Here is a 15,258-nt window from a genome sequence, read left to right as displayed (position 1 = left end):
TCAGCGCTTGGCGCGCAGCCGGGCGGCCTCGTACAGGACGATGCCCGCCGCGACACCGGCGTTCAGCGACTCGGTCAGACCGGACATCGGGATCCGCACCCGCATGTCGCAGGTCTCCGAGACCAGCCGGGACAGGCCCTTGCCCTCGCTGCCCGCGACGATCACGACCGGGCCGGTCAGCAGCTCCAGGTCGCCCAGCTCGGCCTCGCCGTCGGCGGCCAGGCCGACCACCATCAGGCCGGCCTTCTGGTAGGCCTCCAGGGTGCGGGTGAGGTTGGTGGCCCGGGCGACGGGCAGCCGGGCCGCGGCGCCGGAGGAGGTCTTCCAGGCGCCGGCGGTCATGCCGGCCGCGCGGCGCTCGGGGATGACCACGCCGTGCGCGCCGAAGGCGGCGGCGGAGCGGACCACGGCGCCCAGGTTGCGCGAGTCGGTGACCCCGTCCAGCGCGATGATCAGCGCGTCCTGGCCGGCGTCGGCGGCGTCCGCCAGCAGGTCGTCGGGGTGCGCGTACTCGTACGGCGGCACCTGGAGCACAAGCCCCTGGTGGTTGAGGCCACCGGTCATCTGGTCCAGCTGCGGGCGCGGGGCCTCCATCAGCGGGATGCCGCGGTCGTTGGCGGCCTGGAAGGCATCGCGCACGCGGTCGTCGGTGTCGATGAACTGCTGGACGTACAGCGCGGTGGCCGGGACGTCGCCCTGCAGGGCCTCGACCACCGAGTTGCGGCCGAAGACGAGCTCGGCGCTGCCCGCGCCGCCGCGGCCGCCCCGACCACCGCCGCCGGCCCGGCGCATGCCGGCCCGGGCCTTGGCGTCCCGCTCGCGCTTGAGCGCGGCGTTGGCGGCCCGCTGCTTCGGGTGGCCCTTGCGCTCCTCGCCGCGAGGGGTCGGGCCCTTGCCCTGGAGCGCCTTCCGGCTGTGGCCGCCGGTACCGACTGACGCGCCCTTCTTCGATCCGGGGTTGCGGCGGTTCCTGCGCTGGCTGTTGCCGGCCATGGCTGTACTTCCTGTCTGTCCGGCATGCCCCGGCCGCCCCGCTCTCTCCGGCGGCGGCCGACGGCATGCGCTACGTCATGCGGGAGGGCCGCACCGGTCCGGTACGGCCCACCCATCACCCCGATCGTCGGATGGGGTTACTGGCTGTTGATCGTCCAGCGCGGGCCGGACGGGGTGTCCTCGATCGCCAGCCCGGCCAGGCCGAGCTGGTCGCGGATGGCATCCGCAGTGGCGAAGTCCTTGCGCTCGCGCGCCGCCTGCCGCTGGTCCAGGACCAGGCGGACCAGCGAATCGACCACACCGTGGAGGTCCTCGCCACGCTCCGTCCCGGCCCAGTGCGGGTCGAGCGGGTCGAGGCCCAGCACTCCGAGCATCGCACGGACCTCGGCCAGTCGCGCCACCACGCTCTCCTTGTCGTCCGCGTTCAGGGCGCTGTTGCCCTGGCGGACGGCGGTGTGCACGACGGCCAGCGCCTGCGGGACGCCGAAGTCGTCGTCCATCGCCTCGGCGAAGGCCGGCGGCACCTCGGGCGCCGCGTCGACCATGCCGCAGCGCTCGACGGCGCGCTGGACGAAGCCCTCGATCCGGCCGAAACCGGCCTCGGCCTCGCGCAGCGACTCCTCGCTGTACTCGATCATCGACCGGTAGTGCGGGGAGCCCAGGTAGTAGCGGAGCACGATCGGCCGCCACCGCTGGACCATCTCGGAGACCAGCACCGAGTTACCGAGCGACTTGCTCATCTTCTCGCCGGCCATGGTGACCCACGCGTTGTGCGCCCAGAAGTTGGCGAAGTCGTCGCCGTACGCCTTGGACTGGGCGATCTCGTTCTCGTGGTGCGGGAAGATCAGGTCGAGCCCGCCGCCGTGGATGTCGAAGGCCGTGCCCAGGTACTTGTGGGCCATCGCCGAGCACTCCAGGTGCCAGCCCGGGCGGCCGCGGCCCCACGGGGTGTCCCAGCTCGGCTCGCCCGGCTTGGCGGCCTTCCACATCGCGAAGTCGCGCTGGTCGCGCTTGCCGGTCTCGCCCTCGCCCTCGGGCTGGCGCAGGTCGGCCAGCTTCTGGTTGGAGAGCGCGAGGTAGTCGGGGTACGACTTCACGTCGAAGTAGACGTTGCCGTCGACCGCGTAGGCGTGGCCCTTCTCGATCAGGCCCCGCATCATCTCGATCATCTCGGGGATGTGCCCGGTGGCCCGCGGCTCGACGGTCGGCGGCAGGCAGCCGAGCGCGGCGTAACCGTCGTTGAAGGCGCGCTCGTTCTCGTAGGCGATCTGCCACCACGGGGTGCCGAGCTCGCGCTCCTTGGCGATCACCTTGTCGTCGATGTCGGTGACGTTCCGGGCGAAGGTCACCTGGTAGCCGCGGTAGGCGAACCACCGCTGCATGATGTCGAAGTTGAGGCCGGACCGGATGTGCCCGATGTGTGGCGCCGACTGGACGGTAGCGCCGCACAGGTAGATCGAGACACAACCCGGTACAAGCGGGACGAAGTCGCGTACCTGGCGGGTGCTGGTGTCGTACAGACGAATGCTCACAGCGTCAAGCGTAGTGGGCGGCGGGGGGTGCCCCGCCACATTCCCCGGGACGACGCCGGTGCGGCCCCGGGGAACGCCGGTTCGCGGGCGGGGAGATCAGATGCTGCCGACCACCTTGCGCGGGCTGAGTCGCACGACCACCCGGACGTCGTCCGGACCGTCCCAGGTGTACTTGTCCTCGCCGCGGTACTTGCCGGCCAGCTCGTCGATCAGCTCCCGGCCGCCCTCGGTGGTGAGCGTCACTTCGCCGCGCGCCTCGAAGTACTCGTACGGGCTGTCGGCCGGGTTGACCAGGATCGACACCCGCGGGTCCCGGACCAGGTTGAGGTGCTTGCGGCGGCCCTCGACGGTGGAGAACAGGATGTCGTCGCCGTCCCGCTTGACCCAGACCACCGAGGACTGGGGGCTGCCGTCGGGCTGGATCGTGGAGACCACGGCAAAGCTCTTGCCGTCGATCAACGCCTTGGCACGGTCGGAGAGTTGGGCACTCATGGGAAATCCTCATCTCGTCGTCGGTGCGGACCGCGGAGGCCGGCTGCCCACCCGTGGCCCGCCCCGAACCCTATCGACTCGACTTCCGGCAGGCCCGGTTGAACACCCGTCAGGTGCGGATAATTCCGGCGCGCCGAGGCTGCCCGCTCAACGCCGGTCGTACACCAGGGCGGTGGCGATCGCGGCCAGACCCTCGGCCCGGCCGGTCAGGCCCAGCCCGTCGGTGGTGGTGCCGGAGACGGAGACCGGGGCGCCGACCGCCTCCGACAGCGCGGCCTGCGCCTCGGCGCGGCGCTTGCCGATCTTCGGCCGGACACCGATCACCTGGACCGCGACGTTGCCGATCTCGAAGCCCGCCGCGCGGACCAGCCGGGCCGCCTCGCCGAGCAGCTTCACCCCGGAGGCACCGGCCCACTCCGGGCGGTCGGTGCCGAAGTGGGCGCCCAGGTCGCCGATCCCGGCGGCCGAGAACAGCGCGTCACAGGCGGCGTGCGCGGCGACGTCGGCGTCCGAGTGCCCGGACAGCCCGACCTCGGCGTCCGGCCACTCCAGCCCGGCCACCCACAGCGGGCGGCCGGCCTCGAAGGCGTGCACGTCGGTGCCGATCCCGACGCGGGGGATCAACGGGTCAGTAGGCATCGGCGGCCCTCCGGCGGGCGAGTACGGCCTCGGCGAGCACGAGGTCCAGCGGGCGGGTCACCTTGAACGCCTCCTCGTGGCCGGGCACCACGACGACCCGGCCGCCGTAGCGCTCGACCAGGCCGGCGTCGTCGGTGACCGGCGGCGCGTCGGCGGCGCCGGCGCTCTCCTCGGCCAGCGCCTTGGCGTGCACCTCGACCAGGGTGGCGCGGTCGAAGCCCTGCGGGGTCTGCACCGCGCGCAGGGTGGAGCGCTCGGGCGTGTCCAGCACCGGCTCGGGGTGGCCCGGGTTCGGCTCGACCCGCTTCACGGTGTCGGCCAGCGGCACCGCGGGCACCACCGCAGGCGCCCCGGCCCGGACGGCAGCCGCGACGGCGTCCACCACCTCGACCGGGACCAGCGGACGGGCCGCGTCGTGCACCAGGACGATCTCCACGCCCTCCGGGATCGCGGCCAGGCCCAGCCGGACCGACTCCTGGCGGGTCGCGCCGCCGGCCACCACTCGGATGTCCTTGTCGTCCAGCCCGTGGCTGTCCAGCAGGGCGACCACCTCGGCCACCCCGTCGGCGGGCGCGGCGACCACGACCAGGCCGACCGCCCGGCTGCGGGCCAGCGCCCGGACGGCGTGCACCAGGAGCGGCACACCGCCCAGTTCCCGCAGGGCCTTCGGGGCTCCCGGCCCCAGCCGCTCGCCCCGTCCGGCGGCGGGCACCACTGCTGCTGCGACTGCTGCTGACGCGTTCAGGTTTCACTCCTTCGGCGAAGTGGGTATGGCCATGGCGTGCCCGGCGGGCGCACCGGGCCCCTTCCGAAGAACCACGGTCCGCTGCCTGCCGCACAGCTCCGCAGCATCCGCACTCCGCACCATGGGCGAGAAGTGCGGTGCACGCGGCGCAGAAACGGTCTTGCAAGCCTGGACCGGCTCAGGGCGGGGGCGTCGTCCGGACACGCCTCAGCGCCCGGAGTGCCACTGCACCACCCTCGGACGGTTCGTCCGAGCAGTGGCGCGCCGGCACCGGGCGCTGTGAGCGTTGGGCGAAAGCCCGACTGCACTGTGGTGGCGCGTGCGCTACGAGGCGAGGACCTCGTCGAGCAGCGTCTCCGCCTTGTCCTCGTTGGTGTTCTCCGCCAGCGCGAGCTCGCTGACGAGGATCTGGCGCGCCTTCGCGAGCATCCGCTTCTCGCCGGCCGAGAGGCCGCGCTCGCGCTCGCGACGCCAGAGGTCGCGCACGACCTCGGCGACCTTGATAACGTCGCCCGAGGCGAGCTTCTCCAGGTTCGCCTTGTAGCGACGGGACCAGTTGGTCGGCTCTTCCGTGTACGGTGCGCGCAGCACCTCGAAGACCCGGTCCAGACCCTCCTGGCCGACTACATCGCGCACGCCGACGAACTCCGCGTTCTCGGCGGGCACGCGGAGCGTCAGGTCTCCCTGCTGCACCTTGAGCACCAGGTAGGTCTTGTCCACACCTTTGATCTGGCGAGTTTCGATGGCCTCGATCAGCGCGGCCCCGTGATGGGGGTAGACCACCGTGTCGCCAACCTTGAACGTCATGTGACAGGACCCCTTCCGTGGCTTTCCAGAATAACACGCTTCTCGGCGCACCCGAAGGGCGTTTTCGCAGGTCAGGGCCGGTCTCGGGGCTTGACAAGGACCCCCATGACGTGCTGCGACCGGTGTTCGAGAGGGGCTTCCCGCAGGTCGGAGGCGGTTCCGGGGTTCGGCGAAACCCTTGCGCAACACCCCGGCAACCATGATTGGATCTTGAGCTTTCACCCTTTTTCGGGTCGCGGCCGAATCGTTATTCGATCTTGGTCGAAGCTTGTCCGGGCTGTGACCGGGACATGCCGGACGTACGGCCGGACGGCCCCCGGCGGCCCTCAGGAGTGCGACACGGGGACCACCCCGTGAGGAGCGCATAAACGAGGTCGATAATCTGAGACCTGACCTACCGACACGTGACCTAGGGAGAAGCCGCCGCCGTGAGCCGCAGCCTTCGACGCGGCAGCATCGCCGCCATCGCCGCCATCGCCATCGCCTCGCTGTCGTCCTGCGCGGCCGGCAACACTCCGGACACCCTGCAGATCAAGCCCGACAACGCTGCGGCGACGCTCGGGACGAACCTGCGGCTGAACAACATCGTGGTCGTCACCGGAGAGAGCGCCACGGGCGACTACACCGGCCCCGCCAACGTGGTCGTCAACATCTCGAACACTGCGACCACCCCGGCCGAGCTGCAGTCCATCGCCATCGGCTCCAGCCCCGCGACCTTCACCGACGCCGCGGGCGGCCCGCTGTCCGGCATCGTCATCCCGGCCGGCGGCGCCGTGGCGATCGGCGGCCCTGGCAACCCCTCCGCCAGCGTCTCCTCCGCCAGCGTCCACGTCGGCGGCTTCGCCCCCACGACCTTCACCTTCAAGGACGGCCAGAAGGTCGACGCCCAGGCCGGCGTGAGCCCGGACGCGGGCGAGGCCGGCCGCGGCCTCTACAAGGGCTTCGGGCCGACCCCCTCGGCGAGCGCCACGCCCGGCAAGACCGCCTCCCCCAGTGCGGGCGCCCCGACGCCCGGCGCCACCACCGCGCCGGCCACCCCGGGCGCCCCGACCACCGGTGCCGCCGTCCCGGCCGGCGCCACCACCCCGGCCGTCCCGGCCGCGCACTGACACCCCGCTCCCGGTGGGCCCGCCACGGCCCGCCGGGAGCGACGCGAAGGCCCCCGACCGGCGACTGCCGGCGGGGGCCTTCCGCGTGCGGTGGGGCCGGGCGCCCGCACGGGCCACGGCCCGGGCTCCGGCCCCGCACCGCTCCGGGGCGGTTTACGGCTCGAACTTGTAGCCCAGGCCGCGGACGGTGACCAGGTAGCGCGGCGCGCCCGGGTCGGGCTCGATCTTGGCCCGCAGGCGCTTCACGTGGACGTCCAGGGTCTTGGTGTCGCCGACGTAGTCCGCGCCCCAGACCCGGTCGATCAGCTGCATGCGGGTCAGCACCCGGCCCGCGTTGCGCAGCAGCATCTCCAGCAGGTCGAACTCCTTGAGCGGCAGGTCGACCTTGGCGCCGTCCACGGTGACCACGTGCCGGTCCACGTCCATCCGGACCGGGCCCGCCTCCAGGGCACCCGGGCCGCCGCCGTTCTCGCCCGCGCCGCCGTCCTCGCCGCGGCGGCGCAGCACCGCGCGGATCCGGGCGACCAGCTCGCGGGTGGAGTACGGCTTGGTGACGTAGTCGTCAGCGCCTATCTCCAGACCGACGACCTTGTCGATCTCGCTGTCCTTGGCGGTCACCATGATCACCGGGACGTTGGAGCGCACCCGGAGCTGGCGGCAGACCTCGGTGCCGGGCAGGCCCGGCAGCATCAGGTCGAGCAGGACGAGGTCGGCACCGTTGCGTTCGAACTGCTCCAGGGCGTCGGGGCCGGTGGCGGCGACGGCCACCTCGAAGCCCTCCTTGCGGAGCATGTACGAGAGGGCGTCGCTGAACGACTCCTCGTCCTCGACCACCAGTACTCGGGTCACGATCAGGCCTCCGGGGCAAGCTGGGGGGTTGTGGCTGACAGGTGTTGTTCCCGCTCCCCGGCGGGGAGCGAACGGTCCGTACGGTCTCTGCGGTCCGTACGGTCCACGTGGTCCGTGGTGAGGGTCCGGGGTGCCGCGGCGGGGGTGTCCTGGCCGTCGGCGGAGTCGTCGGCTTCGGCGGAGTCGTCGGGTTCGTCGGGTTCGTCGGCTTCGTCGGCTTCGTCGGCTTCGTCGGCGGCGGGCGCCTGTCCGGCGGGCAGGCGGATGGTGAAGGTCGAGCCCTGGCCCTCGACGCTCCACACCGAGACGGTGCCGCCGTGCGAGGCGGCGACGTGCTTGACGATGGAGAGGCCGAGGCCGGTGCCGCCGGTCTGCCGGGAGCGGGCCGGGTCGACGCGGTAGAAGCGCTCGAAGACCCGCTCGCGGTCCTTCTCGGAGATGCCGATGCCCTGGTCGGTGACCGAGATCTCGATGAGTTCGCCGTCCGCCTCCCCGAGCGCCGCGGCGCTGGAGATCCGCCGGGTGGCGATCGCCACCCGGGTGCGGGGCGGGCTGTAGTTGACGGCGTTCTCGACCAGGTTGCCGAGCGCGGCGGCCAGCTGGCCGCGGTTGCCGTGCAGGTAGAGGCCGGCGATGCCGCCGGCCGCGATCAGGATCTGCTTGGCGGCCGCCTGCTGGCGGCAGCGGTCGATCGCCTCGGCGATCAGCTCGTCCACCGCGACCGGCTCCGGGTCGGCCATCAGCCGGTCGTCCTGGACCCGGGAGAGGTCGATGATCTCCTGGACCAGGCTGGCCAGCCTGGTCGCCTCGACCTGCATCCGGCCGGCGAAGCGCTGCACCGCCTCCGGGTCGTCGGACGCGTCGGCGACCGCCTCGGAGAGCAGCGACAGGGCGCCGACCGGGGTCTTGAGCTCGTGGCTGACGTTGGCCACGAAGTCCCGGCGGACGGCCTCCACCCGGCGCCGGTCGGTCTGGTCCTCGACCAGCACCAGCACCAGCCGGGAGCCCAGCGGGGCGACCCGGACGGAGACCGCGAGCGGCTCGGCCGCGCGGGCCGCGCCCGCTCGGGGCACCTCCAGCTCGACCTGGCGGATCTCGCCGTCCCGGCGGGTGGCCCGGGCCAGCGCCAGCATCGGGTCCACGGCGACCGCGCCGCCGCGCACCAGGCCCATCGCGTAGGCCGCCGAGCTGGCCTTGACCACCTCGTCGCCCTCGCCCAGCACGATCGCGCAGGAGCGCAGCACCGAGAGCACGGTGTCGACCCCCGGCGGCAGCGGGGGCTCGGGGGTGCCGGTGCCCAGTGCCTGGTGCCGGCCCTGGTTCCTGCCGCCGGTTGCGCCGTACTTGCCGCGGGCCTGCTCGCGCTCGCTCCAGCGGAAGGCGATGGAGGCGGTGAGGCCGACGCCGAGCCCGGCAATGGCGCAGGCAGCGGCGGCGGCCACGTTCACGTCCATGTGGCCAGCGTAAGCGCACGGCCTGGCCACTCCCCAAGGGGTGGATCAAGGCATCCACCACGCGTTGCCGAGAATTCACCTCCACGTACCCGCCGATTCACCGCACCGGCCGAACGTCGTCGCCCGGGCGGCGGAAAGTTGGCCGGGCAGCCCGTGTGGGAGAGATCGGTGTGCCGAACGGCGGCCACCGGCTCGGGTGTGCGCGTACGATGCGCGCCACCAGCAGCGGTCACCCGGACGCCGGAACGACGGTCCTACGGGATGACCGGTCGGCACCGCCACCGACACAGCTTCTGAGGAGAGAACATGCGCGACGCGTACCACGAGGAACTCGATGCGATCGGCGACAGCCTGGTCGAGATGGCCCGGCTGGTCGGCTCTGCCCTCGGCCGCGCCACCACCGCCCTCCTCGACGCGGACCTGGCGCTGGCGGAAAGCGTGATCTCCGCCGACGCGCGGATCAACGACCTGCACCACGAGCTGGAGAACCGGGCCATCGACCTGCTGGCCCGCCAGCAGCCGGTCGCCACCGACCTGCGCATCGTGGTCACCTCGCTGCGGATGAGCGCCGACCTGGAGCGCTGCGGCGACCTCGCCCGGCACGTCGCCAAGGTCGCGCGGATGCGCTACCCCGACACGGCGGTGCCGCGCGACCTGCACTCCACCGTCCTGGAGATGGGCCAGCTCGCCCAGCGCCTGGTGGCCAAGGCCGGCCTGGTGATCGCCACCAAGGACGTCGACAAGGCCCTGGAGATGGAGCAGGACGACGACGCCATCGACAGCCTGCACCGCGAGCTGCTGTCGCACCTGATCGACGAGCGCTGGCACCACGGCATCGAGACCGCCGTCGACCTCACCCTGGTCGGCCGCTACTACGAGCGCTTCGCGGACCACGCGGTGTCGGTCGCCAAGCGCGTGGTGTACCTGGTGACGGGCGAGCACGTGGCCGAGTTCGTGGCCGCCACCGAGGCCGCCGAGGCCGTGGAGGCCGGTTCCGCGGAGTGAGCTCCGCTCCGACGGCCGCTCCCCCCGAGGGGTGAGTAAACCTGTGGCGAGGGTGGTGCGGGCGCACGGTTCTCCGTACGTCCCACCACTGCACGCCCGTTGACGCTCCCTCCGTTCGGCGTTTCACTCGAACTATCGGGCGCCGGAGTGTGCCCGCTTCACGGAGGGAACCGCTCGATGAAGGCCAACCCGACCCGCCCGGCACCGGCCCGCGAGACCGTCGAGCCACCCGCCCCCAGGCTGCTGCCCGTCCTCGCGGCCGGCTGCGGCTGCGGCCCGGGCTGCGGCTGCGGCTGCCAGTCCGGTGCGCCCTGCCAGTGCGGCGGCGCGGACGGCGGCTGCTGCGGCGGCCACTGAGGCGTGCGGCCCGCACCGGTTTCGGGTGCGGGCCGTTCCCGCGGTCAGAACCTGACGTCGGTGCAGGAGTAGAAGGCGTTCCCGGTGTCGGCGATCTCCCAGACCGCGACGACCACCTGGTGGCCGGTGCGCCCGGTCGGGATGGTCGCGGTGTGGCTGAGCGTGCTCGGCACCTGCTTCCCGCCGTACGGCACGGTCAGGAAGGGCGTCAGGTCCAGGTCGGCCCGGGTGACCGGCCGGCTCGCGTCGTAGCCGGGCTTGGTCAGGTAGTACTTGAAATTCGTGGTCGCGTGCCGGGCGGTGAACTTCCAGGTGAAGGTGAACGGCCGGCCGGCCGTCACCGCCGTGGTCGGCCAGCTGCCGCCGTGCGGGTCGTCGAGTTCGGCGAAGCGGGCGTTGCCGCCGGCGCAGATGGTGCCGTCGGCCGGGCCGGCGGACGGGAAGCCCTTCGGGCCCTCGACGCTCTGCGGCTCCCACTGGATCTCGCCGCAGTCCCAGGCGACCGCGTCCGCGGCGCAGAGCGCGGCCCGGCTGGGCGGGGTCGAGATGTAGCCGTGCGAGGACGCCGGGAAGGCGAGCGCGAGCGGGACGGCCAGCGCGGCGACGGCCGCCCCGACGATGTGACGTGTGCGCATGGTGCTCCTCCGTGGGGGTGGATGGAGAGTGCGCCGGGGCGCAGACGCGCGCGCGTGGGGGTGCGGCGGCCCGAACGGGGGGATTCCTGGCATGCCTGCGCCAGTCCGGTGCCCTCACGGTAGGAGCCGCCACCCCGCCCGTCAATGGTCTGCACCACTTCCACCCTTGTCCAACTCCCGGGAGGGGAAGGCGGGTTGGACGAAGAAGGCCCCGCTCCCGGCGAACCGGGTGGCGGGGCCCACAGGCCTTCGGGCTACTTCTCGGGTTACTTCTTGCCCTGGTTCTTGACCGCCTCGATGGCCGCGGCGGCGGCGTCCGGGTCGAGGTAGCGGCCGCCCTTGGTGAGGGGCTTGAAGTCGGCGTCGAGCTCGTAGACCAGCGGGATGCCGGTCGGGATGTTCAGGCCGGCGATGGCCTCGTCGGAGATGCCGTCGAGGTGCTTGACCAGCGCGCGCAGGCTGTTGCCGTGGGCGGTGACCAGGACGGTCCGGCCGGCGGCGAGGTCCGGGACGATGGCGTCGTACCAGTACGGGAGCATCCGGTCGACGACGTCCTTGAGGCACTCGGTGCGCGGACGCAGCTCGCTCGGGATCTCGGCGTAGCGCGGGTCCGCGGCCTGCGAGTACTCGGAGTCGTCGGCCAGCACCGGCGGCGGGGTGTCGTACGAGCGGCGCCACAGCTGGAACTGCTCCTCGCCGAACTCGGCCAGGGTCTGGGCCTTGTCCTTGCCCTGCAGCGCGCCGTAGTGCCGCTCGTTCAGGCGCCAGCTGCGGCTGACCGGGATCCAGTGGCGGTCGGCCTTGTCCAGGGCGATCTGCGAGGTACGGATGGCGCGACGCAGCAGCGAGGTGTGCAGGACGTCGGGGAGCAGACCCTCGGCGGCCAGGAGCTCGCCACCGCGGGCGGCCTCCTTCTCGCCCTTCTCGTTGAGGTCGACGTCGACCCAACCGGTGAACAGGTTCTTCTGGTTCCACTCGCTCTCGCCGTGACGGAGCAGGATGAGTCGGTACGTCGTGTCAGCCATGGCCCCCAGCTTAGTGGAGGGCCCGAAAACCCCTGGTGGGGACCGTCGACCGGTGGGTAATGTGTGCGCCGCGCACCTGCCACTTACGTGCGTCGGCTGGCCGGGCCCGCCCGCGCCGCTCAGCGGACGCCTGCCCTCGGGAGCCTCCACCATGCTCGTCACCCCCCGGTTCCGAAGAATGATCCAGGAGACGGCGGGCGGGCTGCCGCGTCAGTTCTGGTGGCTCTGGGTCTCGACCCTGGTCAACCGGCTGGGTGCCTTCGTGGTCACCTTCCTGGCGCTCTACCTCACCAGCACCCGGGGGTACTCGGCGTCCTACGCGGGCCTGGTCGCCGCGCTGTTCGGCCTCGGCTCGACGGCCTCCGCGATCGTCGCCGGGGTGCTGACCGACCGGATCGGGCGGCGCCCGACCCTGCTCGCCGCGCAGCTCGGCACCGCGCTGTTCACCGCCGTGCTCGGCTTCACGGACGGCCGGGTGGCGATCGCGGTGGTGGCCTTCCTGGTGGGCTTCTGCAACAACGCCACCCGGCCGGCCATCTCGGCGATCATCGCGGACATCGTCCCGGCCGCCGACCGGGTCCGTGCCTACTCGCTGAACTTCTGGGCGATCAACCTGGGCTTCGGCCTCTCCTCGGCGGTCGCCGGCCTGATCGCCACCCACGGGTACCTCACGCTCTTCCTGCTGGACGCGCTCTCCACGGTGCTCTGCGCCGTGGTGATCTTCGTCAGGATCCCGGAGACCAAGCCCGACGCCCCGGTGGAGAAGGCCGACGAACCGACGATCGGCCTCGGCACGGTGTTCCGGGACAGCCGCTTCATGGCCGTGGTCGGGCTCACCCTGCTGCTCGCCCTGGTGATCCAGCAGAGCTCCACCACCCTCGCGGTGGACATGGGCCGCCAGGGGGTCACGTCCGTCGAGTACGGCCTGGTCATCGGCCTGAACGGGCTGCTGATCGTGCTGCTGCAGATCCCGCTCACCCGGTGGGTCGAGAACCGCAGCCGGTCGGCCATGCTGGCGGCGGCCGCGCTGTTGATCGGCTGGGGGTTCGGGATGACGGCCCTCGCCGGGTCCTCCGCGTGGTTCTACGCCCTCACCGTGACGATCTGGACGATCGGGGAGATCTTCTACACGCCGACCCTCATGGGGCTGATCGCCGAGCTGTCGCCGACGCATGCCCGCGGGCGCTACCAGGGCGTCTACTCGCTCTCCTGGTCGCTGGCCTCGTTCCTCGGCCCGGCCGCGGGCGGCGTGCTGCTGGAGCGGGCGGGCGGCGGGGTGCTGTGGGGCGCCTGCGCCGTCTGCGGGATGGTGGCCGCGGCCGGGTACACCCTGCTGGGGAAGCGGACCGGTGCCGCGGCGGGGGACGGACCCCTGGTGGCCGTTGGGGTGACGGCGCCCGCGGCGGAGGCCGAGAAGGCTCCGGCGGACGCCTGAGCCCGGCCGGTCAGTCGGCGGTCGGAGCGCCTTCGGGCGCCGGGGAGCCGTCGGCGGTCGGGGCGGCCAGGTGGGCGAAGGCGGCCAGGTTGCGGGTGGACTCCCCGCGCTTGGTCCGCCACTCCCACTCGCGCCGGATCGCCGAGGCGAAACCCAGCTCCAGCAGGGTGTTGAACGGCTCGTCCGCGTTCTCCAGCACCGTCCCGAGCAGCCGGTCCACGACCTCCGGGGTGAGCGCCTCCAGCGGCAGCCGGCCGGCCAGGTAGACGTCGCCGAGCGCGTCGATCGCGTACGCGACGCCGTACAGCCGGGTGTTGCGCTCCAGCAGCCAGCGGTAGACGCCCTCGTGGTTCTCGTCCGGGCGGCGGATCACGAAGGCGTTCACCGACAGGGTGTGGTCGCCGACCCGCAGGGCGCAGGTGGTGCTCAGCTTCCGGGTGCCCGGGAGCGTCGCCACCAGCGTGTACGGGTCGGTGGCGGCCGGCTCCCAGCCCACCCCCGCGTCGTCCAGGGCGGTGCGCAGGAGGGTCAGGGCCTCGTCCTTGGTGCGGATTGCCATGGGGGTGACGTTACTCGGCGGTACCCGCACCGCGCGCGGGGGCCGGGAACCGGCGACGAGGGGCCGGGCGCTCAGGTCAGCCGGCGCCGGGTGACGGCGAGCCGGCCGGCCGGGCGGGCCAGGCTGCCGGCGTACACCTCGGCGGTGGTCGCCGCGGCACTGTCCCAGCCGAAGCCGGCCGCGTGCCGGGAGGCCGCCGCGCCGCGCCGGGCCACCAGCTCCGGGTCGGTCACGTACGGCTCCAGCGCGTGCGACCAGTCCAGCGGGTCGTGGCCGCGCACCAGGGTGCCGGTCTCGCCGTCGCGCACCGCGACCGGCAGGCCGCCGACCGAGGCCGCCACCACCGGGGTGCCGCAGGCCTGCGCCTCCAGCGCGACCAGGCCGAAGGACTCGCTGTACGAGGGCATCACCAGGGCCGTCGCCGCGCGGTACCACTCCGCCAGCCGCTCCTGGTCGACCGGCGGGTGGAAGCGCACCACGTCGCAGATGCCGAGCTGGGCCGCGAGCTTGTGCAGGCTCTCCGGACGGGCCAGCCCGGTGCCGGACGGCCCGCCGACCACCGGCACCACCAGGCGTTCGCGCAGCTCGGGGCGGCGGGCCAGCAGCTCGGCGACCGCCCGCAGCAGCACGTCCGGGGCCTTGAGCGGCTGGATCCGGCCGGCGAAGAGCAGCACGGCGGCGTCCTGCGGCAGGCCCAGCCGGGCCCGGGCGGCGGACCGCGCCTGCGGGCCGCCGGGACGGAAGACGTCCAGGTTGACCCCGGGGTGGACGACGGCCAGCTGGTCCGGCCGGGCGGCGTAGTGCAGCGCCAGCTCGGCGGCCTCCTCGGTGGTGTTGGCGATCAGCCGGTCGGCCGCCTCCACCACCTGGGTCTCGCCGATCACCCGGGCCGCGGGCTCGGGCGTGTCGCCCTCGGCCAGCGCGGCGTTCTTGACCTTCGCCATGGTGTGCATGGTGTGCACCAGCGGCACTCCCCAGCGCTGCGCGGCGAGCCAGCCGACCTGCCCGGAGAGCCAGTAGTGCGAGTGCACCAGGTCGTAGTGGCCGGGGCGGTGGCCCGCCTCGGTGCGCAGCACCCCGTGGGTGAAGGCGCACAGCTGGGCCGGCAGGTCCTCCTTGATCAGGCCCTCGTACGGCCCGGCGGTGACGTGGCGGACCAGCACCCCGGGGGCCAGCTCGACGGTCGGCGCGTCGTCCGAGCAGATCGCCCGGGTGAAGACCTCGACCTCGATGTTGAGCTCGGCCAGGCGCTTGGCCAGCTCGACGATGTAGACGTTCATCCCGCCGGCGTCCCCGGTGCCGGGCTGGTGCAGCGGCGAGGTGTGCACGCTCATCATGGCTATCCGGCGCGGGCGGCGGCGGCCCGGGACGAGCGACTGGAGCCGGCCGCGCGCGGGCACGGCCGGCTGGGCACGGCGTACCGAACGGACGGGATGCTGGATCACCTGGCTGAAGCCTCCTCTGTGCGGCCCGTCTGCGGTCCGCGTGGGGCCGCCCGTTGTCCGGTGTGCGCTGCCCCGTCCGGGCACACATCACCACCAGGATGCCAACCACGCGGGCGTCGTGGCGCATTCCCGGTCCGCCCCACGAACCGGGCGGGTGGGCGTCGCCCCTGGTCAGCG

16 protein-coding genes are annotated in these 15,258 nt (G+C 72.9%); 4 read left to right on the top strand and 12 right to left on the bottom strand.

Annotation, left to right across the window (positions count from 1 at the left end; genetic code table 11):
* The 6 genes from rlmB to BX285_RS07710 all read right to left on the bottom strand — a co-directional run bounded on the left by rlmB (position 1) and on the right by BX285_RS07710 (position 5,208).
* Positions 1 to 993 carry a 23S rRNA (guanosine(2251)-2'-O)-methyltransferase RlmB gene (gene rlmB / locus BX285_RS07735; RefSeq protein ID WP_097237329.1) on the bottom strand — a complete coding sequence of 331 codons (993 nt, stop codon included), beginning with the start codon at positions 991 to 993 and terminating at the stop codon, positions 1 to 3.
* A 137-nt stretch (positions 994 to 1,130) separates the two neighbouring features.
* Complete coding sequence (cysS, locus tag BX285_RS07730) at positions 1,131 to 2,525, bottom strand: cysteine--tRNA ligase (RefSeq protein ID WP_097237328.1); 1,395 nt, start codon at positions 2,523 to 2,525, stop codon at positions 1,131 to 1,133.
* A gap of 96 nt (positions 2,526 to 2,621) precedes the next feature.
* Positions 2,622 to 3,017 (bottom strand): PPOX class F420-dependent oxidoreductase, encoded by a 396-nt coding sequence (locus BX285_RS07725; RefSeq protein ID WP_097237327.1) that lies wholly within the window; start codon positions 3,015 to 3,017, stop codon positions 2,622 to 2,624.
* Positions 3,018 to 3,164: 147 nt separating this feature from the next.
* The gene (gene ispF, locus BX285_RS07720) at positions 3,165 to 3,656 is read right to left on the bottom strand and encodes a 2-C-methyl-D-erythritol 2,4-cyclodiphosphate synthase (protein ID WP_121174779.1); all 492 of its coding nucleotides are present in this window, start codon (positions 3,654 to 3,656) and stop codon (positions 3,165 to 3,167) included.
* Complete coding sequence (ispD, locus tag BX285_RS07715; RefSeq protein ID WP_259470684.1) at positions 3,646 to 4,401, bottom strand: 2-C-methyl-D-erythritol 4-phosphate cytidylyltransferase; 756 nt, start codon at positions 4,399 to 4,401, stop codon at positions 3,646 to 3,648. Before ispD ends, ispF begins: the two co-directional genes overlap by 11 nt.
* A gap of 324 nt (positions 4,402 to 4,725) precedes the next feature.
* A complete protein-coding gene (locus BX285_RS07710) occupies positions 4,726 to 5,208 on the bottom strand; it encodes a CarD family transcriptional regulator (RefSeq protein ID WP_014136563.1) in 483 nt (160 codons plus the stop codon).
* A gap of 428 nt (positions 5,209 to 5,636) precedes the next feature.
* Here BX285_RS07710 and BX285_RS07700 point away from each other — a divergent pair, with 428 nt between their 5' ends.
* Positions 5,637 to 6,317 (top strand): DUF461 domain-containing protein, encoded by a 681-nt coding sequence (locus BX285_RS07700; RefSeq protein ID WP_121174777.1) that lies wholly within the window; start codon positions 5,637 to 5,639, stop codon positions 6,315 to 6,317.
* Between the two features lie 153 nt (positions 6,318 to 6,470).
* Here the strand turns inward: BX285_RS07700 and BX285_RS07695 are convergent, their stop codons facing one another.
* Positions 6,471 to 7,166: a response regulator transcription factor gene (locus BX285_RS07695; protein WP_030061050.1), complete on the bottom strand. Its 696-nt coding sequence runs from the start codon at positions 7,164 to 7,166 to the stop codon at positions 6,471 to 6,473.
* 2 nt (positions 7,167 to 7,168) lie between these two features.
* Positions 7,169 to 8,620: a cell wall metabolism sensor histidine kinase WalK gene (locus BX285_RS07690; protein WP_121174776.1), complete on the bottom strand. Its 1,452-nt coding sequence runs from the start codon at positions 8,618 to 8,620 to the stop codon at positions 7,169 to 7,171.
* A gap of 306 nt (positions 8,621 to 8,926) precedes the next feature.
* Between BX285_RS07690 and phoU the strand changes: the two genes are divergently transcribed.
* Together phoU and BX285_RS07680 are read left to right on the top strand one after the other, a co-directional pair.
* Entirely contained in the window at positions 8,927 to 9,625 is a 699-nt protein-coding gene (phoU, locus tag BX285_RS07685; RefSeq protein ID WP_121174775.1) for a phosphate signaling complex protein PhoU, read from the top strand.
* Positions 9,626 to 9,802: 177 nt separating this feature from the next.
* Positions 9,803 to 9,982 (top strand): hypothetical protein, encoded by a 180-nt coding sequence (locus tag BX285_RS07680; protein ID WP_097237321.1) that lies wholly within the window; start codon positions 9,803 to 9,805, stop codon positions 9,980 to 9,982.
* Between the two features lie 44 nt (positions 9,983 to 10,026).
* Here BX285_RS07680 and BX285_RS07675 read toward each other — a convergent pair whose 3' ends face one another.
* Together BX285_RS07675 and BX285_RS07670 are read right to left on the bottom strand one after the other, a co-directional pair.
* The gene (locus tag BX285_RS07675; protein ID WP_121174774.1) at positions 10,027 to 10,617 is read right to left on the bottom strand and encodes a lytic polysaccharide monooxygenase; all 591 of its coding nucleotides are present in this window, start codon (positions 10,615 to 10,617) and stop codon (positions 10,027 to 10,029) included.
* Between the two features lie 266 nt (positions 10,618 to 10,883).
* Entirely contained in the window at positions 10,884 to 11,642 is a 759-nt protein-coding gene (locus tag BX285_RS07670; protein WP_097237319.1) for a phosphoglyceromutase, read from the bottom strand.
* 151 nt (positions 11,643 to 11,793) lie between these two features.
* Between BX285_RS07670 and BX285_RS07665 the strand changes: the two genes are divergently transcribed.
* The gene (locus BX285_RS07665) at positions 11,794 to 13,077 is read left to right on the top strand and encodes an MFS transporter (protein WP_121174773.1); all 1,284 of its coding nucleotides are present in this window, start codon (positions 11,794 to 11,796) and stop codon (positions 13,075 to 13,077) included.
* A gap of 10 nt (positions 13,078 to 13,087) precedes the next feature.
* Here the strand turns inward: BX285_RS07665 and BX285_RS07660 are convergent, their stop codons facing one another.
* Both BX285_RS07660 and mshA read right to left on the bottom strand, forming a co-directional pair.
* Complete coding sequence (locus tag BX285_RS07660) at positions 13,088 to 13,636, bottom strand: YbjN domain-containing protein (RefSeq protein ID WP_097237317.1); 549 nt, start codon at positions 13,634 to 13,636, stop codon at positions 13,088 to 13,090.
* A gap of 71 nt (positions 13,637 to 13,707) precedes the next feature.
* Positions 13,708 to 15,078, bottom strand: coding sequence for a D-inositol-3-phosphate glycosyltransferase (gene mshA, locus BX285_RS07655; protein WP_398900920.1), 1,371 nt, complete (start codon positions 15,076 to 15,078; stop codon positions 13,708 to 13,710).
* Positions 15,079 to 15,258: the final 180 nt, after the last annotated feature.

The organism is Streptomyces sp. 1114.5 (genome assembly GCF_003635085.1).
Lineage (GTDB): Bacteria > Actinomycetota > Actinomycetes > Streptomycetales > Streptomycetaceae > Kitasatospora.
The sequence above is the reverse complement of the archived record's forward strand: the minus strand, read 5'-3'. Positions and strand labels throughout refer to the sequence as shown.

Coding starts and splice junctions, on each gene's coding strand:
- BX285_RS07665 (WP_121174773.1), top strand. CDS start 11,794: ATGCTCGTCACCCCCCGGTTCCGAAGAATGATCCAGGAGACGGCGGGC.
- rlmB (WP_097237329.1), bottom strand. CDS start 993: ATGGCCGGCAACAGCCAGCGCAGGAACCGCCGCAACCCCGGATCGAAG.
- BX285_RS07680 (WP_097237321.1), top strand. CDS start 9,803: ATGAAGGCCAACCCGACCCGCCCGGCACCGGCCCGCGAGACCGTCGAG.
- BX285_RS07670 (WP_097237319.1), bottom strand. CDS start 11,642: ATGGCTGACACGACGTACCGACTCATCCTGCTCCGTCACGGCGAGAGC.
- BX285_RS07725 (WP_097237327.1), bottom strand. CDS start 3,017: ATGAGTGCCCAACTCTCCGACCGTGCCAAGGCGTTGATCGACGGCAAG.
- BX285_RS07660 (WP_097237317.1), bottom strand. CDS start 13,636: ATGGCAATCCGCACCAAGGACGAGGCCCTGACCCTCCTGCGCACCGCC.
- ispF (WP_121174779.1), bottom strand. CDS start 3,656: ATGCCTACTGACCCGTTGATCCCCCGCGTCGGGATCGGCACCGACGTG.
- BX285_RS07690 (WP_121174776.1), bottom strand. CDS start 8,620: ATGGACGTGAACGTGGCCGCCGCCGCTGCCTGCGCCATTGCCGGGCTC.
- BX285_RS07675 (WP_121174774.1), bottom strand. CDS start 10,617: ATGCGCACACGTCACATCGTCGGGGCGGCCGTCGCCGCGCTGGCCGTC.
- phoU (WP_121174775.1), top strand. CDS start 8,927: ATGCGCGACGCGTACCACGAGGAACTCGATGCGATCGGCGACAGCCTG.
- BX285_RS07710 (WP_014136563.1), bottom strand. CDS start 5,208: ATGACGTTCAAGGTTGGCGACACGGTGGTCTACCCCCATCACGGGGCC.